We start from the raw sequence: 26,114 nt of genomic DNA, 5'->3' as shown, positions 1-26,114 counted from the left end.
GCCGCATGAGGGGTAGTTTTGCGCGATACGCGTGCGGGGGCACGGCGATCACGCTGGTTGCGTTATGCCTGACGCAGCCGGCACAGGCGGAGCCTCTTCAGCGCACGGCTCGTGCTGCAGGCTCCGTCATCGATCGCAAGATGGGCGAGGAGGTTCGCTTCGTCGATCTCTCCAACTGGCAAAACGTTGTACTTCACCAGGATCTCTTGGGCGGCGACGTGCTGCGCACCAACGCCAACGGCCAGCTCGCCATTCTGTTTGCGGATCACACGCAGGTCCGCCTCGGCCGTAACTCCGCATTGCAGGTCAAGCAGATGTCTGCCACGGGAGACACGGTGCTGAATCTCCAGTCCGGTACGATGTGGGGTCGCGCTCAGCGCGGCGGGCAAGGCCTGACGGTGGAAACGCCGGCTGCGGCAGCGGCCATTCGCGGCACCGACTGGACGTTGACAGTCAAGGGCGACCAGACCTCCCTGATCGTTCTCGAAGGCCGTGTGCAGTTGAAGAACGAACTCGGCAGCGTCGACGTTGCACAGGGCGAGGCGGCCGTCGCCACGATCGGACAGGCGCCGCGCAAGCTGATTATCGTCGCCCCCGACGATCGCGAACAGATGCTGTTCTATTTGACGCTTCGTAGCGGCTTCACCTTCATGCCGGCCTCGCCTCTGCCCCTGCAGAAGATGCGCAGCGAGCGCGGACGTATCGAGGCAAAGACGCCGGAAGCAAGGAATGCCGAGGATTGGCTATCCCTGGCTGAGATTCAGCTGTCCGTGGATGGGCGGCAGACAGCACTTCAATCGCTGGCGAGAGCACGTAGCCTCGGTCTATCCGCCCGACAGCGCGCTCGCGCCGATCTCATCGAAGCGCTGATCGCAGGCGCTGAAAAGCGCTACGACGATGCAGCAGCGCTGTTTAAGCGGGCCGAGCCGGCGCTCGATCCAGAGCGGCGCAGTATCGCGGCCTATGGCGGGTATTATTCGAGATCACTGCGCGACCCGAACCATGTAGAGATGCCGCCGGCGAACATCACCGGTCCCTACGCAGCCGTGATGAAGGCCTACACCGCCGGTTTCCTGGAAGACATTCCGGCAGCGATCGAGACCATGAAGCAGGCAGAGGCCCGCTACCCCACGGACTCGCGGTTGCCGGCACTGCGTGCGCAATTGGCTCTCCTGATCAACGATCGGGAACAGATGAGGGAGGCGATCGAGCGCTCTCTGTCGATCGATCCGAACGATCCCGACGGCCTTCAGGCTCGTGCGCGCCTGCGCGCCGATATCGAGGGTAACCTCGACGCGGCTCTGGAAGATCTCAACAACGCGATCAAGGTGGCGCCGGGTTCATCCATGGCCTGGAACGATCTCGGGCTGCTGCAGGACGCCCGAGGCGCAAGCCGCGAGGCGGAAACAGCTTTCAAGAAAGCTATCGAGCTCGATCCCGATGATCCGATCAGCCACGCCAACCTGGCGGTCTTCTATCTCGACCACTCGCGAATGAAGGAAGCCAAGCGCGAGATCGACCTCGCGCTTGCTGCCGACCCAGCTTTCGACGTCGCGCTGCTCGCACGTGGCCGCTACTATCTGCAGACGGGCGAGATGGACAAGGCGATCGACGATCTGCTCGCCGCCTCCACGGCCAATCCCGGCTATTCCCAGGCCCAGCTGATGCTGGCGGCCGGTCATTACGAAAAAGGCGATCGCGACCCATCCAATCAGGCGCTCGACAACGCCGACAGGCTCGACAAAAACGACCCCGTCATCTCGTCGTTCAGAACAGCTGTAGCGATCGATGACTATGACGCGGACGGCGCCATTCGATATGCGCAGGAGTTCCTGCGGCGCTCCAAGGCGCAGGGCGGACATTACAGCTCGCTCGGCGCCAACCAGGACGCTGGTTCGACCCTCAACAACGCCTTCCGACTGCAGGGATTGAATGCCTGGGGCCGCTACTACGGCGACGCGGTCTTCGACCCGTTTGCCGGCAGCGGATATGTTGACCAGTCGATCCGCGGCAATATCAGGTCGTTCGTCAACGTGGCGAGCTTCGACGAGGAAATCGACCCATACAGGCTCAATCCGGACAGTTTCTCGGCGTTGCTGCAGGGTCTACTGCTTGATCCGCATATGCTGTCCGGCCGGTCACGTTCTGCAAACTTGTTGCGGCGACCCTTCCTGGAAGGATCGCTTGGGACGGGCGTCATGCATTCGGGCGGCGAGAACAAGCTGATCGGCGAAGCCGAAATTCAAGGCCTTGCCAACGAGCCTTTCCCGATCAGCGGTTATGCCAACCTCAACTGGAACAATGTCCCCTTCGAGGGCGATTATCAGCCCTTTCTCGGGCAGGGCCAATTCAGCGGCGAACTTCGCGCCCTCTCCGGAAACGCCTACCTGACGGCAACGCCCGCCCCCGATGACCGGTTCGTCCTCTATGCAAACCATTCCGACAGCAAGATCGATCAGGATATAACGTTCCCGCTGGCTCCCTACAGCGAGAGTGACAAGATCGACACCCAATCGACCGCCGCCGGTATCGGTTGGAGCCACACCTTCGGCTACCGCAATGTCATGAACGCCGCGGCGCTTTACACGGGCGTCGACCAGGACCTGTCGCAATCCATCGTCTTCGGGGGACCATTCGCCAGAAACGCCGACGCGTCGCAGCGGAATTATGTCCTTGCCGTCAATCATCTCTATGGCGCTGACGAACTCACGTGGCGTTACGGCATCGAAGGCGGCATTGTCGAAGTGAAAGCGAATGATCCACTGTCGACGCCGGTTGACGAGACCGTCAATATCGGCCGCGCCTATGTCGACCTGCTCCACGAGATCACACCCGACCTGAAGGCCGAGTACGCTCTGTTCGGCACGCTGATCAACGGTGAGACCTCGGATATCAGCCGGCTGGAGCCGCGTCTCGGCGTTGCCTGGGCGCCTGCGGATGGTCAGTGGCTACGCGCAGCCTTCATGCGTCAGAGCTTCGACTTCGGTTCTCCGACACTGTCGCCGATCGGCGTCCTCGGGATACAATCCATCCAGCCATTTGTCGGAATCGAGGGCTATACCGATACGATCGCTCTGCAATGGGACGCTCAGTGGACAGAGAGCCTGTTCACCAGCGTCGACTACCAGCACCAGGAAATCCGCAATCTCAACCTGGCCTATCCGACAACGGCGCCGTTTCTCGTCTTTCCGTTCGGGATCAGCATTGATGACGGACGCCTCGATCGCGTCAGTGCAACGGCAAACGTCGCGCTCGGCTACGGTTTCGGGATCTCCGCGACAGCCGCGTACGCCAATTCCAAAAACAACGACGCGAGCAGTCCTGGCTTTGGGGGCCCCCTCCCCTTTGTGCCCGACAAGTTTGGGCAGCTCGCCGTTACCTGGGTGAACGAGGCGAATGTCAAAGTCACGGTTGCGGCCAATTATATCGGTGAACGTCAGGGTGATGATGGAACCCTTGGTAGCGTCCGCCTCGGCGACTACTGGACCCTGGATGCCAACATGATCTGGGAGCCGCTCGACAAGCGTTTTGCGCTCGAGGCCGCGGCATTCAACCTGCTTGACGAAGACTTCGAGGTTGCTCCGGGCGTGCCCGGGTGGGGCCGCGCCGTCAAGGGCACTTTCAAAGTCCGATTCTGATGAACGCAGCCTCGGCGCTCAGTCATTCCTCACGTCCACCGGGCTGGCCATTCAGCAGCCGCGGCCTGCGCTTGTGCGTGCTGGTGCTCGTGACGCTGGTTGCCACCTTGCTTCTGTCGCGACTGCCCGCATGGCCGCTGCTCGAGCTTCGATCGTTCGACTACCTGTCGACGATAGACAGCCTGCCCCCACCGTCAGATGGACCGGTCATCGTTGCGATCGACGAGCCGTCGCTCGCTGCCATCAACGCGCAGTGGCCCTGGCCGCGCAGCCTGCATGCCGAGCTTGTGCGCCAGTTGAGAGCGGCCGGTGCCAAGGCGATCGGGCTTGATATCATCATGGCCGAGCCGTCGACGCAGGAAAATGATGCCGCCATGACGGCAGCCGTCGGGCCGGATGTCGTGCTGGCGGGTGACGAGACGCTGATCCAGACGCCCCAGGCCGACCAGCTCGTGCGCGCCACCCCGTTGCCGCAGTTGACCGCCGCAGGCGCCCGCACCGGCATCGCGTCCATTGAGCTCGGCGGCGACGGTGTCTTCCGCAGCATGCCGCAATATGTCGACGGGTTTGCGGTAACGTTGCTGGAAACGACCGGCACCACCGGGCGGACGATCCCCGAAGCCGCAATGATCCAGTCTTTTGGTCCCGCCCGAAGCTACCCGACCGTGTCCTACTACCAAGCGCTGGATCCGAAGAATTTCCTGCCGCCGGATTTCTTCAAGGGTCGCGTCGTGCTGGTAGGCTTGAGCCTTCAGAATGCGCCAGAGATCGACAAGGGAGGCGCTGACGCCTTTGCGACGCCCTATACGATGCATACGGGCAAGCTCACCGCCGGCGTCGAGATACAGGCGACCATCTACGACAATCTCCGCCGCCAGGCGGCGATCGCGCAGTCGAGCGGGTTGGCCTTTGTAGCTTCCGTGCTCGTCGCCGCGCTGCTCGCCGCGGCCACCGTCTGGCGGTCGACGGGCTGGCCGACCCTGGTCATGGCCTTTCTCGCCGTCTGTGTCTTTGCGGGGTTGAGTTACACGGGTATTCGCTTCGGCCATCTCTTCGTGTCGCCGCTCGGGCCAACGGTTGCCTACATATCGGTCGCCTTTGGTCAGGCCGCGCTCGACTACGCCGAAGAACGCAGGAACAAGCAGCGCATCACGCGCGCCTTTTCGCAGTATATATCGCCCGATCTCGTCAAGCGGTTGTCCGACGATCCTTCTCAGCTCAAGCTTGGGGGCGAACGGCGCACGCTATCGGTTCTCTTCTCTGATGTTCGTGGTTTCACGACAATCGCCGAGACGATGAAAGATGACCCCGAGAAGTTGACGGGCCTGATCAATCGGCTGCTCACGCCTCTCTCCGATATCGTCATGGATCAAGGCGGTACGATCGACAAATACATGGGCGATTGCATCATGGCCTTTTGGAACGCGCCGCTCGACGATCCGGACCACGCGCTCCACGCTGTCACTGCCTCCCTCGAGATGCAGGCGGCAATCGGACGCCTGAACCAACAGCTTGAAAGGGAAGCCAGGGCGACAGGCGCGCCATTGCACGTGCTGCGCATGGGTGTCGGCATCAATACAGGCGACTGCGTCGTCGGCAACATGGGCTCGACGCGCCGTTTCGACTACTCCTGCCTTGGAGACGCGGTCAACCTCGCCTCCCGTCTGGAGAGCGCTTCGAAGAACTACGGCGTTGCGCTCCTGCTCGGCGAGGAGACGGCAAAGCAGATCGCCGGTCATTACACTGTCGTCGAATTGGATCGCATCATCGTCAAGGGACGCACCGTTCCCTCACCGATATTCACGGTTGCCGACGATGCCGACGGTCTGGGTCTCGCCTCGCACAAAGCGTTTTTGGATGCAAAGTACGACAAGACCCTGACGCCGCTGGATGTTCGGTTTGAGACCTTGCCACAGATGATCCCGTCGCTTGCTCCCTACTACGAAATCATCCGCACGCAGCTCTCGACGTCGCAGGACGACTGACCGCGACGATGCGGCTGGCCGGTGAGTTGGGACAATATCTTGTCAGTCAAGCCGTTGCCGTGCCCGCCATTGTGCCGGGGTTAGGCCGAGCTCGACCCGGAAAGCCGTTCTTAGGGCCTGCGCATCGGGAAAGCCGCAGCGGGCGGCAATATCGTCAAAACCACGCGCACCCGCAGCGAGAAGCTCCTGTGCCCGTGCAATACGCACACGCCTGAGCCACCCGCCGAAATTGTCGCCTGTCTGCGCCCTGACATGCCGGGTGAGGCTGCGACGGCTCATGCCCGCGCGCTGCGCCAATTCATCCAGCGAGGGGGTACGGGATGGGTCCGTGCGCAGGCTTTCCAGAATTTCGCTGATCCTGCGATGGGTCGATCCGCCAATGGTTGGCTTGTCGATCAACTGGGGCTGATGTCCTGCACGTTGGGGTGCGACGACAAGCTGGCGGGCGATACGATTGGCTTCGGCGACGCCGGAGATGCGCGCGACCAGGTGAAGGCAGCAATCCAGACCGGACGCAACGCCAGCAGAAGTCAGTATCTGGCCCTCATCGACGAAGAGGGCCCCGGCATCGACCGTCACCCGGGGATAACGGGCAGCAAAGGTTTCGGCCTGCGTCCAGTGCGTCGTCGCCCGCCGTCCATCGAGCAACCCCGCCTCCGCCAGCCCGAAAGCGCCGAGGCAAAGGCCGACGACGACTGATCCTCGCGCTTCAGCATCGCGCAGTTCCGAGATGATCTCCGGCGGTATGGGCTCAGCCGCGTCGCGCCAGCCGGGCAAGATGACGATGTCGGCGTCGCGCGCTGCTTCCAACGTACGCGGCACCTCTATCGTGAGCCCGCCGGTTGCAGAAAACCTCGCCTGTTTGGCACAGACATCGAGCCGATGCCCACCCACCAGAAATTGCTCGCCAAAGACGGCGAGAGGCGTCGACAACATGAACGGGCTAATCCCGTCGTAGGCAAGAACAGCAAGATGCATTGGCCCAATCTACACGTAACATGGCCATCGGGCCACTCATGGATAAGCAAGAAGACGGCTAAATAATCAGCACAACCTTCTCAGGAGTTTTTTGATGGCCCGCACTCTTCTCGTGATCGATGTTCAGAACGACTATTTTGCGGGAGGCGCGTTGCCGCTTTGGCAGGCCGAAGAAACCGAAGCAAGGATCGTCTCTGCCATCGCTCGGGCGCGCGCTGCCGGCGACAAGGTCGTGCTGGTGCAACACGTTTCGACAGCAAGCCAGGGCTTGTTTGCCGCTGACGCTCCCGGCACCGCCATCCGTCCGGACATACTTGCCGCCGCCGGAAACGCAGCAGTAGTGACCAAGCGCAATGCCGACGCCTTCCAGGACACCGACCTTGCAAAGCATCTGGAAGGCACGGAAGACCTGCTCTTCTGCGGGATGATGACCCAGAACTGCGTTGTCTTCACAGCGATGTCGCGCGCGGCGGATGACTTCAAGGTACAGGTCATCGGCGACCTGTGCACCGCCCCGATGGAGATCGTCCATCGCATCGCTCTGAGTGCGTTGAATTCGAAGCTTCCCGTTACCACTGCGGAGCAGGTCTGGTCCTAGGACGGCGATCCTCATCTGCCCCATGAAAAGCTGGCCGAGACCGGATCAAGGCCAGCCGTTGACCCATGGCCAGCCTGCCGATATCCATCCGCTCAGCAAGGTGACTGAAGCGGATATCGGCATTTTGCCATGCACACGCTTGTTCTCGTGCGAAATGCGCATTCATAGTCAGCACCCGATCGGCAACGGAGCGCAAGGCCATGGATATTCGCAATTTCACCGGCTTCGTCCTGGCCGCCGAGCTTATGAATATCACCCTGGCTGCTCGGCGGCTGAATGTGACGCAGTCCGCCCTCTCCCGCCAGATAAAGGGACTGGAGGACTACCTAGGCGTCAAGCTGTTCGAGGACCGAAATGTCTGACTGACGGCCAAGGTGAAGCCTTGTTTGCCCGGATCAACGGCGCGATCGGGACCGCCGGCTCAAACGACAAGGTCGCCCTCGCCCTGCGGCACGGCTATGAACATGAGAGCAGGACTTTGTTTCCGTCGTCAAGGAACTGACAGGAGGACGCGGATGTGCCGAGGTCTACGACAGCGTCGGCGAGGACACGCGGTTCGCTGATGTCTGCGGCACTTCGGCATGCTTGTGAATTTCGGCCAATCCTCGGGCCCAGTCCGCAATCTCGCATTATCCGATCTGGCGACCGACTCTCTGTCGGCAAACCGGCCGGTGCTCTTCGTATTATATCGGAAGTCGGGAAGATCTCGAGACCACTTTTCCGCGCCTGTTGAGCATGCAGATACGTGCAGACGCCGTGACCAAATACCCACTACGACAGGCGGTCGAGGTTCACAGCTTGCTAGAACGTCGCCGGACCGTGGGCACGAACGCCCTAATTCTTTGACGGTAAAGGCTTTTCTAGCCGAGACGCATGCAATACGAGCCTTGGGGATCCAGTTTCAACCAATTGTAACGCATTGATATAGATTCATATTCTCTATTGGACGGAAGCTATCTCACGCTTAACTTTCTCTAGCGCCCGTTCGGCACGGGGTTACGTCTCTTCCTTGCTCTTCATTTTTCCGCCGTCTCGTGGCGCCCAATGGCTTTTGTAGCGGGCTAATTATGGTCCGCGTAGCGACACGGACTCCTCAACGCACCGGTCCTTAACCTTTCATTAACCAACCTTACCTAGCCTTAACCCCGCTCACAGAGATGTAGCCGAAATCACGTCATCGCCCTGATGAGCGTTCGAACCGCGCTTCGCCGCATCAGGCGAGACGGTCCCAGAACACGCCAAGGAGGTCGAAATGCCCCTCGTCGCAATACCCGGAAAGATCAAACCCATCGGGGGAGATCGGATTATCGTCATGGATGCCGGAGCGAACCACCAGGCGGTGCATATAACCGAAGATGCTCTCCTACACGATTGCCGGCCCGCTCCGGGCGCAAGCCACGCGCTCAGCCAACTCTCGCTGTTCGAGCAGGTCGCCAGCCACAAATTCGACAATGGCGAGCTCGCCTTCGACGGCAATGTCTGGATCACCGCGTCCGACATTGCCGAATGGCAGCGAGAGCGCTCGCACTGAAGCCGCAAATCTGCGGCATCACCCCTCGAACTGAGGTGACATTGTTGTCACGTTGCTGAACCGCCAATCGTCTTGGCGCACCTCGCCGTATTCCACATAGTCTTTCCGCCACGGCTGATCATTCCCTCTTCGAAACGGGAGTACGATCGGGTATGAAGCAGACCAATCAAAACAAGGCGAGAAACCGATGGAAACCGTAACAATCGACAATCGAAGCGACTTTGCTCTTTGGGCAATCGAACGCGCCAAACAGATCGTGGCGGAGCAAGGTACAGCCCTGGCGCTGGCTGCCCGCGACATGAACGATACGGCGATCGGCGAAGCCGGCAATGCCCTGGGGCAGGCGATTGCCGACGCCATGCTGGAAGTCTTTGACGGCCTGATGGATGGCCTAGGCGCCGACTAACCTAATTCAGAGACGCCTCGGCGTCCCTCGCCGCGATCGTCAGATCGCGGCGAACATTGACTATGCGTCTTGACCGCGCGCCGCAGCATCAGTCCCGTCGCTTGGTGCTCCGCTCCGCCAGAAATTCGGCGTGAAGCTTATCCAGTCTCTCAGTCAGGAACGCAGCAAAGTCCGGCACAACGCGCTCATCAAACGTGATGCGCGTCTTCTTACCAGCACGCTCGATAAGCGCCGCATTCTGTCCCTTGGCATTTTTCCAGTGCGTACCGACGTCCCCGGCCTTTTTCACCTGCGCTACCGCGGCCAGCACCTTGGCGAAGCGTTCATCCGACGGAAGCGAGAGAAAATCGTCACGGACCAGCAGGGTCTCGACGTCCTCTCCCCTTGCCCCGATGGCATCGGCTAAGCCTATCCACCGCGAGCGTCCTGCCTTAGGCGCCGGCCCGATTGCCTGTACGACGGCCTCCGGGATGGAGCGTGCGACTGAGATGTACCGGCTTAGATCCCCCTTGTCGGTGGAGAGCGCCGCAGCAATCACATCGCGCTGGTAACCGGCATCCTCCAGGCGTCGGGCGAAGAGCGCCTTCTCGATATAGGAGAGATCCTGCCGGTCCAGGTTCTCTTTGCCCTGAGCGATGACCAACTCGTCATCCGTCAGGTTCTGGACGATCGCTCTGACGTTGCTACCGATCGCCACCGCGGCGCGCAGCCGCCGCCGCCCGTATGCGATCTGATAGTGGCCGGCGCGGTCCGGTTCGGGCCGAACGAGGATCGGCACCTGCTGGCCATGCTCCCGGATACTCGCAACCAGGTCGTCGAAACCGGGATCCACGTCGATAGTGATACGATCGCTGACCGAGGAGTTTGTAACCACACTCGGGTCGAGCTCGATGATGACAGTACCGGAGGCAAGCTGCTCCTGCAGGCGCGCCGCCGCGCGGGCGCCCTCGCTCATTTCCTGCAGCGACGCCCCCATTGCCGATATGGCGCCGGTGCGAACGCGATCCGCATTCTTCTCTGCCCCCGGCGTTGCAGCTGATGCCTCGGGCTTTCTCATGAAGAGCGAATTAACGGTGTCTTTTCTGCTCATGCCGAAATCCTGCCAATGGAATTGCACACAACGGCGCTGCCACTAGAAAGAGCCAACGTTGGGAGCTCCCAACAAGTCGCCACACCACGCTCGGTGGCACGCCATGGCGCCGAGCTAAGACCCCAGGAGCTTCGGCTAGGCCCCACGTCAAGCGAAACCGACAAAGCGAGATATGTTGGGAGCTCCCAACTTTTGGACGCCCCTCCTCTCATCGCTTGCTGCGCCCCCACGCCGCTCTGATCATTCCCTCCACTTCAGCGTTGACCGCGTCCAGTGACTCCATCGCGCGATCATAGGTCGTGCGGGTCAAATTCTCTCGGCCAACCTCGTATAAAGTTTGTTTGGTCAACCCGGCGTCCGAGACCGCTGCGGATTTCACCATCGGGTTGGTCATGACGCTATCGTCGAACAGATTGCGCAGGAGTGCGGCAACCTTCGTCTGCGGCGCATCCTGAGGCTCGAAACGCGTCAGCAGATAGCGGATGAAATCATAACGAAGCTCACCGCCCGCCTCTCTCACAACAGCCAGCAGGTCATGCGTCATCAGCAGGAACTGGCTCATGGATGCGATGTCGAGCATCTGCGGATGAACCGTGACGATCATCGACGTCGCGGCGCACAGCCCGCTCAGCGTCAGGTAACCCAACTGCGGCGGGCAATCGATGACCACGACGTCGTAACGATCCGCAACGTCATCGAGCGCGCGGGCAACGCGCATGAAGAAGATCTCATCGGCCTCCTTCTTCCCGCTGGTCAGCGCCCGTGGTGTCGTATGCTCGAACTCCATGAGTTCCAGGTTACCCGGAACGAGGTCGAGGCCATTGAAGTATGTCTGGCGAACCACGTCGCTCAACGGGCGTCGCTCATCGTCATAGCGTATGGCGGCATAGAGCGTTTCGTTGGCGCCGACGTCTGTCTCCGGCAGCACTCCGAGGAGGGCGGACAGACTTGCTTGCGGATCGAGATCCACTGCCAGCACACGATAGCCTTGCAAGGCAAGGTATTGCGCGAGATGCACTGATGTCGTCGTCTTCCCGGATCCGCCCTTGAAATTCGTGACGGCAAGGACCTGCAAGTGATCATCCGGCCCACGGCGCGGCAGAAAATCGTGCGCGTCGCGCCCACGCGCGGTGGCGGCCAGCCGCTGACGCAGTTCATTGATCTGGGCGAGGGAGTAGAGCCGGCGGCCGTTGCTGGTCACCTCGGGCTGCGGCCCGTCACCCGCCAGGCTCATCTTGCGCAGAGTGGAGTCCGAGATACCCATCAGCTTTGCAGCTTCGCCCGACGTAAATCGCCGCAGCAGCTTGCTCGCCGCAGGCGGAAAGATGACCTCACTGATTGCCTGCAACTGCGAACTGAGGATCGACGCATGCTCGCCGATGGCCTCATCCACGGTCTTTTGCGCGGCAGCCCTGGGAGATCGAAGTAGCTTGTTCACGGTCAAAAACTTTCGTCACGGATAAAATGCAGTTTCGGTGTTTAAACCGTGACGATAAGGAAATGCGCGATTCGTGCAAGATTTTTTTGGTTAACAAGGCGTTAGCACGCCGGTCGTCGGGAACCGGCGGGCCAGAGGCTACTTGGTAGGCAGTCGTAAGCGGTCCCATGACGCATCAGGGGAGGGGACCACAGCAAACCGCAAGCCTTCCCAACAATATCTTAGCCGCCCCGAGTTGCGCAACTCATCCGAGCTATTGCACCAACTCCTGTGCGGGCAGGGGAATCAGACGGGGCCGCCGGCGAAGTTGAAATAGAGCCAGACGATCACAAATGCCGCCACGATCCCGAGGACCGTCAGCAGCTTCCGAAGCCCAGGACGCGGCGCCTTCGGCGGCGTTGGCTTCCTGAACTGAATGACATTGTTATTCATCTGGCCGACCTACTATGTTCCATTGCTCTGAGAGCTGTCTGTCTCATAGCAGCAGTCTTCAAAACGAAAAAGGCGCTCGACCCTTTCGGGGAGCGCCTTTTCTTTCCCGGACAGCGAAACGCGATCGACCTTGAGGGCCGAACCTGCAGACTGTGAACACGGGTAGTGACGGCTATATGACAGCAGTCTTCCCATATTTCAAGGCCGGGATGAAAATTGTTTCTCCGCTCCTGCCTCCGCGGCTCGCACTAGATCGGCACGTGTTGCAGGGGAGGGGAGGGCAGGGACGAGGATCCACACAAGAGCTCTCTATGCGCGGATCCGTCAGACTTGGCCACCATGCAACATCTGACGTCCAGAACCGCCTTACAGCACACGAGGCCGCTAAGTCGCGAAAGCAGCACCCCGACACACCGACACACCGACACACCGACACACCGACACACCGACTGAAGTAATCACCCTATTTTCTTCCGGTAAAGCCGTTGACCGTCAGAGATTCAGCGTACTGCGACAGGCGATGTCAGCAACCTCTGGTCGTCCGAGTTGGCTCCAGCTCAATACTCAGCGTCATTTCCTGTAACAAAGCGCAGCCGTCGTACGTAGATCCCGTTAGACCGGCCTGAACCGGACCCAATGCACGAATGGGAGGCTAGACGATGCTGACGAGACGCATTCTGCTCCGGAACGCAGCGCTCGCTTCAGTGGTGGCAGGAATCTCGCTCAACGGCCCCGCAGCGGAAGCCAACAGCTCCTTTGCGGTGACGCATACGGATGCGGAATGGCGCAAGCTGCTTACCACAGGGCAATATTCAGTCCTGCGAGAGGGTGACACCGAACAGCCATTCACCAGTCCGCTACTAGACGAGCACCGCAAGGGCAAGTTCGCCTGCGCAGGCTGCAGCCGGGATCTATTCGCATCCGCGACGAAGTTCGACAGCGGCACAGGCTGGCCGAGCTTCTGGGCGTCCCTCGACGCCGCGGCGGTCGGCATCACCGCCGACACGTCGTTTGGCATGGTTCGCAAGGCTGTCCATTGCTCGCGCTGCGGCGGGCACCTCGGTCACGTCTTCAATGACGGCCCGAAGCCAACAGGGTTGCGATATTGCCTGAACGGCATTGCGCTGCAATTCCATCCGGCATCAGGCACGTAACGTTTGCGCTTGTAGAAAGGAGCCCATCGTGAAGAAGGAATCCACAATGCCTCGTCGTTGGCCCGCACTCGCCATATGCGCGCCAGCAATGGCGCTTGCCATCGCTGCCGGTGTCGAGGTCACAGCCTCATCGGCAGAACAGGCACGCACCATTCCTGCCCCCACACAGGACGAACAGAAGAATACGCAGACAGAGACGGCCATTTTGGCCGGTGGCTGCTTCTGGGGCGTTCAGGGTGTGTTTCAGCATGTCAAAGGCGTTGTCAGCGCGAAGTCCGGCTACGCCGGTGGTAACAGGAATACCGCCCAGTATGAGACTGTGAGCAACGGCGATACCGGCCACGCCGAGTCTGTTGAGATTGTTTTCGATCCAGCAAAAGTCAGCTATGGCCACCTGCTTCAGATCTACTTTTCGGTCGCGCATGACCCGACGGAGCTGAACCGCCAAGGCCCTGACACGGGAACGCAGTATCGCTCGGCGATCTTTCCAACGACACCGGAGCAGGCGGCCGTCGCCAAGGCCTATATCAGCCAGCTCAATCATTCGCATGTCTTCGATGGCCCGATCGTCACCAAGATCGAACCCGGGAAAACATTCTACCCGGCGGAGAATTATCACCAGGACTTCCTGACAAATAACCCAACCTATCCCTATATAGTGATCAACGACTTGCCGAAGATCGAACACCTCAAGCAGTTGTTTCCCATGGATTACCGCGCCAGGCCCGTCCTGGTCTCGGCTAAGGGTTCAACTGATTGATGGCAGGTCATTGATAGGAGATCTCAAATGCAGCCTTACAGCAAAAGCGCGGCGGCCATATCAAAGCTCTCGCCGGAACAGTACCGTGTGACGCAACAGGCCGGCACGGAACGGCCGGGGACCGGCGAATACCTCAACAACAAGGAACCGGGGATCTACGTTGATATCGTTTCCGGCGAGCCGCTCTTTGCCTCATCCGACAAATACGAATCCGGTTGCGGATGGCCAAGCTTTACCAAGCCGATCGAAGTGGAGAACGTCAGCGAATTAACCGACCGTTCTCACGGCATGCTCCGCACCGAAGTTCGCTCGACGTATGGCGACAGCCATCTGGGCCACGTGTTCCCCGACGGACCCGTCGACAGGGGCGGCCTGCGGTATTGCATCAATTCGGCATCCCTACGCTTCGTCCATCGTGACAAGATGGAAGCTGAAGGCTATGGGGCCTATCTAAACCAGGTGGAGGAAGTTCAATGACAACAGAACGTGCAGTGCTCGCCGGTGGTTGCTTCTGGGGTATGCAGGACCTCATCCGCCGCTATAACGGCGTCATCTCAACCCGCGTGGGCTACACCGGCGGCGAGGTTCCGAATGCGACCTATCGCAACCATGGCAATCACGCCGAAGCGATCGAAATCATCTTCGACCCTGCGAAGATCAGCTACCGTGATCTCCTAGAGTTTTTCTTCCAGATCCATGACCCGTCGACTCTGAACCGACAGGGCAACGATCTGGGCGCAAGCTATCGTTCCGCAATCTTCTACACGAGCGACGAACAGAAGCGCGTTGCCGAAGAAACGATCGCCGACGTCGATGCCTCCGGCCTCTGGCCGGGAAAAGTCGTGACCGAACTGACGCCTGCGAGCGATTTCTGGCAGGCCGAACCCGAGCACCAGGATTATCTGGAGCGCATACCCAACGGATATACGTGCCATTTCGCCAGGCCCGGTTGGAAGCTTCCAAGCCGGCACGCAGCCGCCTAGCGCTGCGGGGCAAATGAACAGCCATCCCAGCGGGTAAACGATCATTTGGGGATTACAGTAGAGGCGCCTGGCGATCGGGCGCCTCTTTCGTTCACGACCGAGGGCGTGATATTGCGCCGATGCGCCCTAAGCATCCCGCCCAGCGCATAACGCATGGCTGACCTGCAGATTTCTGCCTACCTTTTGAGCTCAGATCCTGTATATACATATTCATCGAAGCGATGCACCTCCTCCCGCAACGCTTCGAATTGCAGGCGGCCTTCTCCTCCTCCCAAGGGCGCCTGTGGAACAACAGCACTCCTCCTCCCAGCTGTTGTTCGGTTATTTCAAGAAAGCCTGCCGCACCTCCTCCCGCGGCAGGCTTTTTTTGTATTCACCGGTCTGCACAGAGTTTGTCGAGAACAGGAACGACTCGTCGAGCGTTTCGAGAGAATCGTCGATGCCGCTGCAGTGACCACATAGCCGTCACGGGGCTATAGGCGTGCATCTTCAATTTGGATCGAGATTAATTTCCGTTATCGTCCGACGCCGATACTTCGCTTCGACGATCTGCCTGAGAAGCGCAAATCGAAGTTCCAAAGCCGTCGTCTCGACTGACGAAGGCAGCTTGCTGAGCTCCTCCGCGAAAACATCAAATTCCTTGACCAGAAATGGCAGGTCAACACCGTCATTTTTCATTTTGCCGCCTTGCGATTCATGCAAGCGATTCTTGCACTTGCCGGTTTACACGCTGCAACGCGAAGTCTCTCAGGCCGTCTTCTTTATCGTTAATATTCAATAATATCTATGTATGCGCTGTCACGAATTGAGACGGATCCACTGCAGGACGAGGAAAAGGGCCTCCAGATTGTTGTCTGCAGACAACAATTCCTCGGCCATTATTGTCCCCGATCCCCGTCTAGTCTTCACCCACCCGACTCCAGGCACGCTGGGCGCGCCACAGAACCGTGCTGTCGGCATACCCCAAGGCGTCCGCAATCTGCGCCTTCTTCACATCACTACTGAGATGAAGCCGCGCTATCGCCTGCCGATGGTCGCGGACCAAAGCTCGCAACGACGTTCCTTCTTCAGTCAGCCGCCGCTGGAGTGTGCGAGACGACACGCCCAGCTCCCTGGAAATCGCGTCAAGCGTAATCGGCTTGTGGCCGAGATAAATAGCAATAAGCGCACGCACCTTCTGCCGGAGATCCGGCTCAAAGTCCGCCTCCTCGATCAGGTCGGCGATATGGCGCTCGAGGATTGCGGTCAGATTGCGATCCTCGTGTCGGTAGATCCTGTCGGCGTCCTTCTTGGCGATCACCAGCCTGTTGCCGGATTGGCCAAAAAGCACCGGTGCCCGGAAAATCTTATGGAGCGGGGAGGCGTCCCGCGGTGCCTGATGCTCGAAATGAACCTCCAACGGCTTCCAACTGCTCGTGAAGCAAGATCTCACCAACTCGCAGGAGGCGGCCAGCGAGTACTCGCTGTCCTGCCGACGCGGCCACATGCCAGGATCGATCAGACCATAGTTCCAGACGAGCTCGCCGTTTTCCTCGAACAGACCGGAACTCGTGGCTCCCTGAACTGATGTGACGTACTTCGACATGCGTTCGAAAGCGCGCCTGATCGTCGGCGACAGAGAAAACAGCATGCCGATTGGGCCGATATCGGCCGGCTTGAAGAGTGTTCCCATCCGAGCGCCAAACGCCGGCTCGCCGATAAGCACAGCAGCCTCTTCGAACAGCGCGATGTAACGCGCCATCGGTACAACGGCATAGGGATCGTTGAGTTGAGACCGCAACATCCCGTGGCTGGCGAGCAAAATATCCGCCTTGCCTGTCTTTTTGTCGAGTTGCTGAACCAAGACGTCGAGCACCGAGGCTCGAATTGAAGCAATCGCAGGCATCCTGCTGATGAAATGCGGTGCAGTTGCCATTTTGGATGCCTTCGCGACCAGCCGTGGCGCAATTTATCGATTCTCTGGCATAACCTGCAATTCTTGGGCCAGCGCGCGACAGCTACCTTCTTTGCAATCGTCAAGAAAAAGAGGGGTTCCCATGTCTTATGAAGCAAGCATGCCGGCCGCGGCGCCCGAGCGCCTGGCCAAGAATTCCGTCGGGCTGGCCCATATTGTCTTCTTCGTGGTTGCGGCCGCCGCGCCCCTGACGGCAGTGGTCGGCGCATCGCCGGCGGCCTTCGCCTTTGGAAACGGCGCCGGCGTTCCCGGGGCATTTGTGCTCGCGGGCCTCCTCTATCTCATTTTTTCTGTCGGATTCACCGCCATGAGCCGTCATGTCGGCGGGGCAGGGGCGTTCTACACCTACATTGCACAAGGTATCGGCAAACCGGCCGGCGTCGGCGGCGCCCTGATGGCGCTTCTCACGTACAACGCGGTCCAGATCGCAATCTACGCCCTGTTCGGTGTCTTCATGTCTGGGGCGATCGCGCCGCTCGGGCTCGATCTGCCGTGGTGGACATGGTCATTTCTCGCATTGATTGTCGTACTGATATGTGGTCAACGCAACATTGCATTCAGCGGAACAATCCTCGGCGCTTGCATGATCGCGGAGATCGCCATCCTGCTACTACTGGATCTCGGAATCCTTTTTGCAGGCGGTGGCCCGGAGGGCCTCGGGATCACGTCGTTTGCCCCAGCCTCCATCTTCACCCCGGGCCTCGGCGTCGCGCTGGTCTTTGTGATCGGCTCCTTCATCGGTTTCGAGGCGACCGCGATTTTCGCCGAGGAAGCTGAGAACCCCGAGAAGACAATCCCGCGCGCTACTTACGTCGCCGTACTTCTGATCACGCTGTTTTATGCCTTCTCGACCTGGGCGATCGTGCAATTCTATGGTCCCTCAGTTGTGCAGAAGACGGCAGAGGGCAGCCTCGAGACGTTCTATTTCAACGCCGCCGGATCAGTACTCGGTGCATGGTCCGTGCAGGTCATGAATGTGCTCCTGATCACCAGCCTCTTTGCCTGCGTCTTGTCCTTCCATAACACCATCAACCGCTACTTCTTCGCACTCGGGCGTGAAGGCCTCGCGGTTCGCGCCCTTGGCAAGGTCCATGCAAAGCATGGCTCGCCACATATCGCCGGACTTGTTCAAAGTGCAATCGCAGCCGTGATCCTGCTTGGTTTCGTGCTGGGAGGTGCCGATCCCTATGCCGTTGTCTTCTCCTGGATGTCGGCGCTGGCTGTCATTGGCATCCTGGCCGTGCAGGCGCTCGTATCGGTCGCGGTCATCCTGTTCTTTCGCAGGAATACCTCGTCCCACGGAATCTGGACGACCACCATTGCGCCGGCGATCGGCCTCGTTGGCCTACTTGGATCGCTGTGGCTGGTAATCTCCAATCTGCAATTGCTCTCGGGAAGTGACAGCATCATCGTCGCCTCGTTCCCCTACGCCATTGTCCTGGTCGGCCTGTTCGGCGCAGCCTTCGCAAAGCAGCTCAGCCGGACACGTCCCGAACTTTATGCCTCGCTGGGGAAGGTGTTCGAATGACAACCGCGATCTCCCTCAAGGGCCCCGACCGCTTGCTTGCCGGCGCGTTCGCGACGCTGTTGATCGCGACCGCCTTTCTCGCCGCAAGCAACGCGCATCTGCTTTGCGCCGTCTTCTGCATTCACAGCGGAAGCGAGATGGCGCCGACTGAAATCTGCTCGCGGGTCGATCTTCGCTGATCATCGCAACCCGACGGCCTCGCGATGCGCATTTGCGCGCATCGCCCAAGGAATATGAAGAGGACTTTCCCATGGACGCTCAAGTCGTGTTAACACACCCGCTCGATCCCCTCAGCCTTTCCGAAATTGCCCATGCGGTTGCCTTGCTCAAGGACCAGCAAGCGCTTTCGGAGACCGTACGCTTCCCCATCATCCGGCTCGAAGAGCCGACCAAGGTGGATCTCGCCGCCTTCCGGAATGGCGCCAACCTGCCAAGGCTTGCCTTCCTCCTTGCGATGGATGTGACAACCGGCGAGGCCAATGAAGCGATCGTCGACTTGCGTTCCGGAAAAGTCCTAGGTTTCGTTCGTCTTCCACTCGACCAGGCCCCCTACGGTCAGCCACCGGTCATGCTCGAAGAGTTCATGCGCATCGAAGACGCGGTCAAATCGGACCCGCGCTGGGTTGCGGCCGTCAAGAAGCGCGGGATTACCGACGACGACATTCCACTGATCCAGATAGATCCCTTCTCGTCGGGCTATTTTGGCCGAGAGTTCGAGAAGGGGAGGCGTATCGTGCGGGCGGTCAGTTACTGGCGCGAAGATCCTCGAGACAACGGATACGCACATCCGATCGAAGGCGTGGTCGCGGTCGTCGACCTGATTTCCAATACCGTAGTCGACCTGGTGGATGACGAAGAGGTCATCCCGGTTCCAAGGAAGAAACGCAACTACGGTCGCGAAGCGTTTCCCGAAACGCGCAACGATGTCAAACCGCTGCACATCGTTCAGCCGGACGGGCCGAGTTTCCATGTCGACGGCTGGAAGGTCGAGTGGCAGAACTGGAGTTTCCGCGTCGGCTTCACTCCGCGTGAAGGCCTGGTGCTGCACGAGCTCGGCATTGCTGACGAGGGCAGGGTACGGCCTGTCATTTTTCGGGCGAGCGTCACGGAGATGGTCGTGCCTTACGCCGATCCGACCGCCAATCACTATTGGAAAAGCGCCTTCGATGCCGGCGAATACGGTCTCGGCCGGCTGGCCAACTCTCTGGAGCTTGGCTGTGATTGCCTCGGCCAGATCCACTATTTCGATGTGCCCTCCGCAGACGATCTCGGCCAACCGGTGGTGATGAAGAACGCTATCTGCATGCACGAAGAGGACTACGGAATCCTCTGGAAGCACTATGAGTTCCGCAACGATATCTTCGAAGTCCGTCGCTCTCGTCGCCTGGTGATTTCGTTCTTCGCAACCGTCGGCAATTACGACTACGGCTTCTATTGGTATCTCTATCAGGACGGCACCATACAGCTCGAAGCGAAACTGACCGGTATCATCCAGACTGCGGCGGTCGCACCAGGCGAGACATACCAGTGGGGAGGCATGGTCGACGACAATCTCGGTGGACCGACCCACCAGCATTTCTTCAATGCCCGTCTGCACATGGATGTCGACGGCGGAGGCAACACCGTAACCGAGCATGAATTCGTCCCTCGTCCGTGGGGCGAGGACAATCCGTATGGCAATGTTTTTGACACAACCACACGCCCGCTGAAGCGCGAGCTGGACAGTCCTGCCGTCGCCAATGGCGAGACCGGTCGCTATTGGAAAATCTCTAATCCGAATGTTACCAACAGCGTCGGCAAGGCGCCGGGCTACAAGCTCTCCGTGATGCCATCTCCTTTGATGTTGGCTCAGCCTGGCTCCACGGTCGCCCAGCGCGGTGGCTTTGCCAAAAAGCACATCTGGGTTACCGCCTTTAACGCGGCGGAAAAATATGCCAGCGGCGACTATCCCAACGTCCATGCCGGCGGCGACGGACTGCCCAAATATGTGCAACAGAACCGGCCGATCGAAAATGCAGATCTGGTCCTCTGGCACTCCTTCGGCCATACGCATGTTTGCAAACCGGAAGATTTTCCGATCATGCCGGTGGAATATGCGGGCTTCACCCTGAAGCCAAACGGCTTCTTCTCTGCGAACATCGCCATGAACCTGCCGGCCGAGAAGAATGCACACAGCAGGGACAACCGTGATCCCGCGGGGGAGGGGGACCCGAACCATTCCTGCTGCCATCCAACCGTAGCATCATCCAACTTCAGTTAGCCGAGCACGACTCCGCTATCGAATAGGGATCTGAAACCAGAGGCGAGCGACTTTCGCAGTCCGTCTCTGGTTTCATCGTGCGATCACCACGTTGTCTGCGGACAACTGCCGACCGAAACAGCCTCACGCGACTTGAGCAGATGATCCGTGCCCACGCATCAGTGCCATGATCATCGGTCCAAGCGAGAACTCACCTCTGCGCGCCCGACCGGTCAAATCGCGAAGATAGCCGCCCGGCGAATTGATGTGGCCCGACCTCTCGAAGATGCACGCCATGACGGACGCCGCCGTCGCTTGTCCCATGACCTCGCAAGCCTCTTCATACGCCGACGGGCTGACCCCAAGCATCGATCGAACGGTAACCGCCGCCATCATCAGATCGCGCCAATTCTTGATGTCCCCCTCCGGCCCGTAGTCGCGGATGTCCCGGCATGCCCTCAAGACCATCTCCAACGGAAATGCCTGAACCTTCATCTTGGGTCTGTCATCCAGATTGAGCGATCTCGCCTCCTGCTCTTTTTCAGAGCTAGGTTCAAGTTCATTGCTGGATTCGGTATTTGAATTCTGTTTGTGGCGATCAAAATGACCATCATTGGCATTCATATCTTGTGAAATTACCTGCTTTTCCAGCATATTGACGACTTCGTCGTGAAGCAGCGTCAGTTCTTCAGCGATCTCCGTGAGGTCGGTGACCGTCGGCGAGCGCGGAATACGGCCCACTATCGCAATGTAGTAATCTCCCACGCGAGCCCAGTCACCGGCAGCCCCCTCCTCTATCGCAGCAGAGATCAGCTTGCGAATATCTCGGCGGCAGAGAGAGACGCGTTCCTTGGCAGCCTTGAACCGCCGCTGCTCCGCGACAACTTCCTGCGCCAACATCGCCAGTTCTTCCGAGCGCGCCAGAAGCGGTGCGAGACTGAACCCGTAAGCCTCCTGGATCTCGCCCTGGTTTCCTTTTCTGGCGTAGCGCTTTCCGTTTGGGCTATCTTTTCGTGAAATCAACCCCGCGTCGACGAGTGCCGCAAGGCTACGCCTCAGCGTGCTGCCGGATATGCCATTCGAGCGGCTGGTCAGCTGCGCGTTCGAAGGGAACACCACCATCGGGCTGTCGCCGGACAGTTCCGCGTTTGGATAAAACGACAACAGAGCGTTCAGGACCGCCAATGCACGATCCTGCAGCCCCAGCCGCGATCGTGCGTCGCATGCGTCGCGATGGATCTTCCATTTGTCCACAGATTTGCCAGAGGCAATGTCTGAGGCTTCGATCTGTCGTTTTACCAGCGCAAGCGACATCGAACGCCGTCCAAACGGCGTCGTAACGCTTAATCTCTCCATTTTCTTCTCTACCTTTTTCTAGGCAAAGAAATAGGGATCACCGGAAAGGCGTCGAATCTCACGCGAGACTCTTGACTGTGATTCTTGGAAGTGCGAATCTCGAAATCGCCAAAGATCGAGAAAGGGCCTTCTGAGACGCTGTTTCGGGGGGCCTTTTTTCTTTTGCCGGTATATCTCCGTTCAAGGTGTTGGAATAACCGAACTTAATGTTCGGCGCCGTCTTTACCTGCCTGCTCAGCTTCCCTGTATGCGTCGTAAAGCGCGGGAAGTTTTGCCGCCAGGTATCCTGCAAAGCCGTCGTTCTTCGCGCGATTGACGGATAGTCGCCACTGCGCGCTCGTCATTGAAACCTTACCGATCTCCTCGCCCGACAAGGAAACGACCGACATGCTCGACGCCGGGACCTTGTCTTCCTCGACCGCATTGGCCGCGGACAAAACCGCGATGAACCTGTCGTCAGTTGCCTTCGTCCCCAGCTTCGCCGAGGCCATCGCTGCCGCGACGCGCACCGACGCGCCAGGCGTCTTGAGAGCATCCGCCAAAGCCTGCCATCGGCCGCGGCCAATCTTGGGGGCACGACCGATCGCATCAACGATCTCGCGCGACAAGGCCCTGGAAACGGCAATCAGTTTCGATACTTCTGCTCGGTCGACCGAAAGTGCCGTCTGGATCAGAGCCCTCTGAAAACCCGCATCCTCCAACCGCGCCGCAAAGACCGCCCGCTCGATGAAACTGAGGTCTTCACGTGCCGAGTTCTCCAGCCCTTGTGCGACGACAAGGTCTTCGTCGGAGAGCGGCCGGAGATAGGCCTTGACCGGCAGTCCTAGTTCTCTTGCCGCACGTACACGCCGATGACCGTAAGCGCTCTGGAAGCGTCCAGCTATCGTCGGGTGCTGGCGTACGAGCACAGGAATTTCCTGGCCACGTTCGCTGATGGATGTTTTCAGGGCGTCAAAGGTAGCAGCGTCCTGTTCCACGAACCGGTCCGCAAGAGGCGAGGGGTCAATCAGTGCCGGATCGATCTCGATCGCGACCTGCCCGGTAGCAAGCTGCGCCCGAAGCGCCTCGTACTCCCGTTCGACGTCGGAAAATGTGTCCTTCAACGAACGTACTGCGCCTGACGTAACCCGCGATAGCGTCGGTCGCTTCTGCTCGCCGGCGTCAGCGCCGTCGGACTGCCCGGCAAACATCGATCGGATTGATTGTGTCCGCTTGTTCACACCGTTATCCCTTCAGCCTGGCCTATCGAAGAAAGTGCAGAAGAGATCATCGACCCCATACCTCCGATATCATCGCCACCACTTCAGCGTTGACCGCATTAATGGACTCCATGGCGCGGTCATAGACCGAGCGTCCAACGGAACCCTTCGAAAGCTCATAGAGCGACTGCTTGGTCAGTCCGGCATTTGCAATTGCCGTCGATTTCCATGCTGTCGCTCGCAAAACATCCGGTCCGAACAAGTCGCGAAGCAACCCGACGATCTCCTGCTCCGGCACGTCGCGTGGATCATGTCGCGTGACGACAAACTTCAGGAAGTCGTAGTTGAGATGGCCGCCGGCCTCTTCCAGGACAGACACGAGGTCCGCCGTCATCAGCAGGAACTGGCTCATCGAGGCCACGTCAACCATCTGCGGGTGGATGGTGACCAACATTCCGGTCGCCGCATTCAGCGCACCCATCGTCAGAAAGCCGAGCTGTGGCGGGCAATCGATCACGACAACATCGTAGTCCGCTTCGATCTGGTCGATGGCGACGGCGACGCGCCGGAAGAACAAATCCTCCGGCCCCGTCCGCTTGCTGAGTGCCCTAGGCGTCTCGTGCTCGAACTCCATGAGCTCCAGGTTGCCAGGCACCAGATCGATCCCCGCAAAATAGGTCTTGCGAATAACCGACCGCATATCAACGCGGTCTTCGTCGTAACGGATCGCACCATAGAGCGTTGTGTTCGGCGCAACGTCGAACTCCGGCTGATATCCGAACATCGCCGACAGCGATGCCTGCGGGTCGAGATCGATCGCCAGAACCCGATATCCCTGAAGTGCCAGTCCCTGTGCTAGGTAGAGCGAGGTCGTCGTCTTCGCCGACCCGCCCTTGAAGTTGGCAACCGTGATCACCTGCAGTTTCTCGCCGGCGCGGCGGCGCGGCCAGAACTTCAGCGCTTCCTTCGGCCGTGCCTTAGCAAGGTACTCGCGAAGTTCGTTGATCTGCTCGAGCGTATAGGAACGCCGTCCCGCCGTACCAAGTTCGGGCATCGGGCCGAGGCCATCAAGCGACAACTGTCTGAGATACCCATCGGAGACGCCGACAATCTGCGCGACCTCGCCAGAGGTAAACGATCGCAGCGATTTCTCCGCCAACGGTGGGAAGGCGAGTTCGCCGACGGCGCGCAAGCGGTCGGAAAGAGCCGACGCTTGACGCGTGATCCTTTGCGACGTTGTCTCGTTTTCCAGTCGGGGCATCACAACTTTTAGCATTCGCAAGCTCTTCAAAACGGTTTCTGCGCGTCTGACGCATCCTTGCCGTCTGTGATTAGAGACACGATTCGATGAGTTCCGACAAGATCTTTAAGGTTAACAAGGCATTAACCCCTTTCGCGGACTTGAAATGGCGGCAGGGTGCAATTCCGCTTTTCGTTATTTGTAACAGTGGTTTAACACCACCGCCACCATCCACTTGCTTGTCGTCGCATCTCGCCCCTGCCAGACACCCATCTGCAGGCCGCACTCGCCCTGTTTCGATGGCGAGCGCGAAGGTGGCGCTCTCTCGAATCGATTCCTACTTGGCGAAAATCAGCAGAAAATACGCCAGGAACAGGACCAGATGAACCGCACCCTGCATCAGATGCGTGCGTCCACTCGCGAAAGTCAGCATGCTCAGCGCAAGCGTCAGGATCAGCAGGACGGGATCGCTGTGCTCCAGACCAAGTACGATAGGGCGGTCGGTGACATGACTGATCACCAGCATGGCGGGTACCGTCAAGCCGATCGTGGACAGCACCGAACCGAGAAAAATGTTCACCGACCGCTGCAGGTGATTGGCTACCGAGGCACGCACGGCGCTGATCGCTTCCGGCGTCGCAACCAGCACCGCCATCATAACGCCGCCAAGCGCAATGGGCGCGTGCAGTGTCTCGATAAAGTAATCTATCGGAGGCGCGAGCTTCTCGACCAGGAACACGACCAGCGCCATGTAAGCGAATAGGAAAGCGACCGGAAACCAGAGCGACCCCTCGTGAGCAGTCTTGTGCTGGACGTTCACACCTTCCTCGCCATCATCAATGAAAAATCCCCGGTGCCGACCTGTCTGGAGCATCAGGAACACAGCGTAGAGACCGACTGAGATCACCGCCAAAATCGACTGCTGCGGAATGGAGTAGCCTGGCCCGTCACTTTGTCGGGTGAAATTCGGCATGATCATGCTCAGCGTCGCCAATGGTACGATGACACCGAGATAGGCGTTGGCGCCTTGGAGATTGTGGTGCTGATCAGGTCTCCGCCACCCTCCCACAAGCAAGGAGAGGCCAACCATGCCGTTCAAGATGATCATCACGACGGCAAACAGCGTATGGGTGACGAGCGTTGGATTGTTGTCGCCGTGCAGCATCACGGCCGTAATGGCCATCACCTCGATCGACGTGATGGTCAATGTCAGGATCAGTGTGCCGTAGGGCTCACCCAACCGCTCGGCAAGATGATCGGCATGGCGAACGACGCAGAGCGCGGAGCCGAGGACGACGGAAAACAACCAGACAAAGATGATCGTCAGCCACACAGGATTGGCAAACTGGCTGGTAAAGGTATCGCCATAGATGAGGAACAGGATGCTCGTCACCGCGCTGACGGCAAGAAACCACTCCCGATGGGCCAACTCACCAAACCCAGCACGTCGCGACGTACCGCTCTCCGCAGTCACACCGGTGCCCTCCACAGCCGTTCGCGACGCCATCACGGCGTCCGCACCCAAGCGCGCGACGCGCCAGCGGTCGCGTGCACCTGAACATGACATTTGCCCGGTTTCCCGGCTTTATCAACTGGCGATCACGA

General features: G+C 59.4%; 23 protein-coding genes. 13 read left to right on the top strand and 10 right to left on the bottom strand.

Annotated features, from left to right (window positions below):
- Positions 1 to 5: 5 nt before the first annotated feature.
- Both QTL94_RS26630 and QTL94_RS26625 read left to right on the top strand, forming a co-directional pair.
- Positions 6 to 3,638, top strand: coding sequence for a FecR domain-containing protein (locus tag QTL94_RS26630; protein ID WP_289803624.1), 3,633 nt, complete (start codon positions 6 to 8; stop codon positions 3,636 to 3,638).
- A complete protein-coding gene (locus QTL94_RS26625) occupies positions 3,638 to 5,623 on the top strand; it encodes an adenylate/guanylate cyclase domain-containing protein (protein WP_289803623.1) in 1,986 nt (661 codons plus the stop codon). Before QTL94_RS26630 ends, QTL94_RS26625 begins: the two co-directional genes overlap by 1 nt.
- 42 nt (positions 5,624 to 5,665) lie before the next feature.
- On the opposite strand, the gene QTL94_RS26620 is transcribed toward QTL94_RS26625, so the two are convergent.
- Positions 5,666 to 6,601, bottom strand: coding sequence for a GlxA family transcriptional regulator (locus tag QTL94_RS26620; RefSeq protein WP_289803622.1), 936 nt, complete (start codon positions 6,599 to 6,601; stop codon positions 5,666 to 5,668).
- 94 nt (positions 6,602 to 6,695) lie between these two features.
- On the opposite strand from QTL94_RS26620, the gene QTL94_RS26615 reads away from it, so the two are divergent.
- The 4 genes from QTL94_RS26615 (at position 6,696) to QTL94_RS26600 (ending at position 9,136) form a co-directional block, all read left to right on the top strand.
- A complete protein-coding gene (locus QTL94_RS26615; protein ID WP_289803621.1) occupies positions 6,696 to 7,199 on the top strand; it encodes a cysteine hydrolase family protein in 504 nt (167 codons plus the stop codon).
- 200 nt (positions 7,200 to 7,399) lie between these two features.
- On the top strand, positions 7,400 to 7,561 hold the full coding sequence (locus QTL94_RS26610; protein ID WP_289803620.1) for a LysR family transcriptional regulator: 162 nt from the start codon (positions 7,400 to 7,402) through the stop codon (positions 7,559 to 7,561).
- Between the two features lie 890 nt (positions 7,562 to 8,451).
- On the top strand, positions 8,452 to 8,730 hold the full coding sequence (locus QTL94_RS26605) for a hypothetical protein (RefSeq protein ID WP_289803619.1): 279 nt from the start codon (positions 8,452 to 8,454) through the stop codon (positions 8,728 to 8,730).
- 187 nt (positions 8,731 to 8,917) lie between these two features.
- Entirely contained in the window at positions 8,918 to 9,136 is a 219-nt protein-coding gene (locus tag QTL94_RS26600) for a hypothetical protein (protein WP_289803618.1), read from the top strand.
- 88 nt (positions 9,137 to 9,224) lie between these two features.
- On the opposite strand, the gene repB (QTL94_RS26595) is transcribed toward QTL94_RS26600, so the two are convergent.
- The 3 genes from repB (QTL94_RS26595) to QTL94_RS26585 all read right to left on the bottom strand — a co-directional run bounded on the left by repB (QTL94_RS26595) (position 9,225) and on the right by QTL94_RS26585 (position 12,096).
- Entirely contained in the window at positions 9,225 to 10,226 is a 1,002-nt protein-coding gene (gene repB / locus QTL94_RS26595; RefSeq protein ID WP_289803617.1) for a plasmid partitioning protein RepB, read from the bottom strand.
- A gap of 208 nt (positions 10,227 to 10,434) precedes the next feature.
- Positions 10,435 to 11,664, bottom strand: coding sequence for a plasmid partitioning protein RepA (gene repA, locus QTL94_RS26590; RefSeq protein ID WP_289803616.1), 1,230 nt, complete (start codon positions 11,662 to 11,664; stop codon positions 10,435 to 10,437).
- 285 nt (positions 11,665 to 11,949) lie between these two features.
- Entirely contained in the window at positions 11,950 to 12,096 is a 147-nt protein-coding gene (locus QTL94_RS26585) for a hypothetical protein (protein WP_289803615.1), read from the bottom strand.
- A gap of 659 nt (positions 12,097 to 12,755) precedes the next feature.
- On the opposite strand from QTL94_RS26585, the gene msrB (QTL94_RS26580) reads away from it, so the two are divergent.
- The 4 genes from msrB (QTL94_RS26580) to msrA (QTL94_RS26565) are packed head-to-tail and all read left to right on the top strand — an operon-like array spanning position 12,756 to position 14,993.
- Positions 12,756 to 13,250, top strand: coding sequence for a peptide-methionine (R)-S-oxide reductase MsrB (gene msrB / locus QTL94_RS26580; protein WP_289803614.1), 495 nt, complete (start codon positions 12,756 to 12,758; stop codon positions 13,248 to 13,250).
- A gap of 46 nt (positions 13,251 to 13,296) precedes the next feature.
- Positions 13,297 to 14,010, top strand: coding sequence for a peptide-methionine (S)-S-oxide reductase MsrA (msrA, locus tag QTL94_RS26575; RefSeq protein ID WP_502944193.1), 714 nt, complete (start codon positions 13,297 to 13,299; stop codon positions 14,008 to 14,010).
- Positions 14,011 to 14,037: 27 nt separating this feature from the next.
- A complete protein-coding gene (msrB, locus tag QTL94_RS26570; RefSeq protein ID WP_289803613.1) occupies positions 14,038 to 14,487 on the top strand; it encodes a peptide-methionine (R)-S-oxide reductase MsrB in 450 nt (149 codons plus the stop codon).
- Positions 14,484 to 14,993, top strand: a complete 510-nt coding sequence (msrA, locus tag QTL94_RS26565) for a peptide-methionine (S)-S-oxide reductase MsrA (protein WP_289803612.1) — start codon at positions 14,484 to 14,486, stop codon at positions 14,991 to 14,993. Before msrB (QTL94_RS26570) ends, msrA (QTL94_RS26565) begins: the two co-directional genes overlap by 4 nt.
- Before the next feature lie 489 nt (positions 14,994 to 15,482).
- Here msrA (QTL94_RS26565) and QTL94_RS26560 read toward each other — a convergent pair whose 3' ends face one another.
- Together QTL94_RS26560 and QTL94_RS26555 are read right to left on the bottom strand one after the other, a co-directional pair.
- Complete coding sequence (locus QTL94_RS26560; protein ID WP_065693323.1) at positions 15,483 to 15,695, bottom strand: hypothetical protein; 213 nt, start codon at positions 15,693 to 15,695, stop codon at positions 15,483 to 15,485.
- Between the two features lie 196 nt (positions 15,696 to 15,891).
- Complete coding sequence (locus tag QTL94_RS26555; RefSeq protein WP_289803611.1) at positions 15,892 to 16,908, bottom strand: AraC family transcriptional regulator; 1,017 nt, start codon at positions 16,906 to 16,908, stop codon at positions 15,892 to 15,894.
- Between the two features lie 121 nt (positions 16,909 to 17,029).
- On the opposite strand from QTL94_RS26555, the gene QTL94_RS26550 reads away from it, so the two are divergent.
- The 3 genes from QTL94_RS26550 to QTL94_RS26540 all read left to right on the top strand — a co-directional run bounded on the left by QTL94_RS26550 (position 17,030) and on the right by QTL94_RS26540 (position 20,735).
- Complete coding sequence (locus tag QTL94_RS26550; RefSeq protein ID WP_289803610.1) at positions 17,030 to 18,475, top strand: APC family permease; 1,446 nt, start codon at positions 17,030 to 17,032, stop codon at positions 18,473 to 18,475.
- Positions 18,472 to 18,654: a hypothetical protein gene (locus tag QTL94_RS26545; RefSeq protein ID WP_065693326.1), complete on the top strand. Its 183-nt coding sequence runs from the start codon at positions 18,472 to 18,474 to the stop codon at positions 18,652 to 18,654. Before QTL94_RS26550 ends, QTL94_RS26545 begins: the two co-directional genes overlap by 4 nt.
- A gap of 71 nt (positions 18,655 to 18,725) precedes the next feature.
- Entirely contained in the window at positions 18,726 to 20,735 is a 2,010-nt protein-coding gene (locus QTL94_RS26540) for a primary-amine oxidase (RefSeq protein ID WP_289803609.1), read from the top strand.
- Positions 20,736 to 20,858: 123 nt separating this feature from the next.
- Here the strand turns inward: QTL94_RS26540 and repC are convergent, their stop codons facing one another.
- From repC to QTL94_RS26520, 4 genes are all read right to left on the bottom strand, one after another.
- A complete protein-coding gene (repC, locus tag QTL94_RS26535; RefSeq protein WP_289803608.1) occupies positions 20,859 to 22,070 on the bottom strand; it encodes a plasmid replication protein RepC in 1,212 nt (403 codons plus the stop codon).
- A gap of 203 nt (positions 22,071 to 22,273) precedes the next feature.
- Complete coding sequence (repB, locus tag QTL94_RS26530; protein WP_289803607.1) at positions 22,274 to 23,290, bottom strand: plasmid partitioning protein RepB; 1,017 nt, start codon at positions 23,288 to 23,290, stop codon at positions 22,274 to 22,276.
- Between the two features lie 46 nt (positions 23,291 to 23,336).
- A complete protein-coding gene (gene repA, locus QTL94_RS26525; RefSeq protein ID WP_065693394.1) occupies positions 23,337 to 24,530 on the bottom strand; it encodes a plasmid partitioning protein RepA in 1,194 nt (397 codons plus the stop codon).
- A 316-nt stretch (positions 24,531 to 24,846) separates the two neighbouring features.
- Positions 24,847 to 26,016, bottom strand: a complete 1,170-nt coding sequence (locus QTL94_RS26520) for a calcium:cation antiporter family protein (RefSeq protein WP_083199638.1) — start codon at positions 26,014 to 26,016, stop codon at positions 24,847 to 24,849.
- Positions 26,017 to 26,114 lie beyond the last annotated feature (98 nt).

Origin of the sequence: Rhizobium sp. S96, assembly GCF_030382195.1 — a bacterium.
Lineage (GTDB): Bacteria > Pseudomonadota > Alphaproteobacteria > Rhizobiales > Rhizobiaceae > Rhizobium.
Note: the sequence above shows the minus strand (reverse complement) of the source record. Positions and strands in the feature narration are given on the sequence as shown.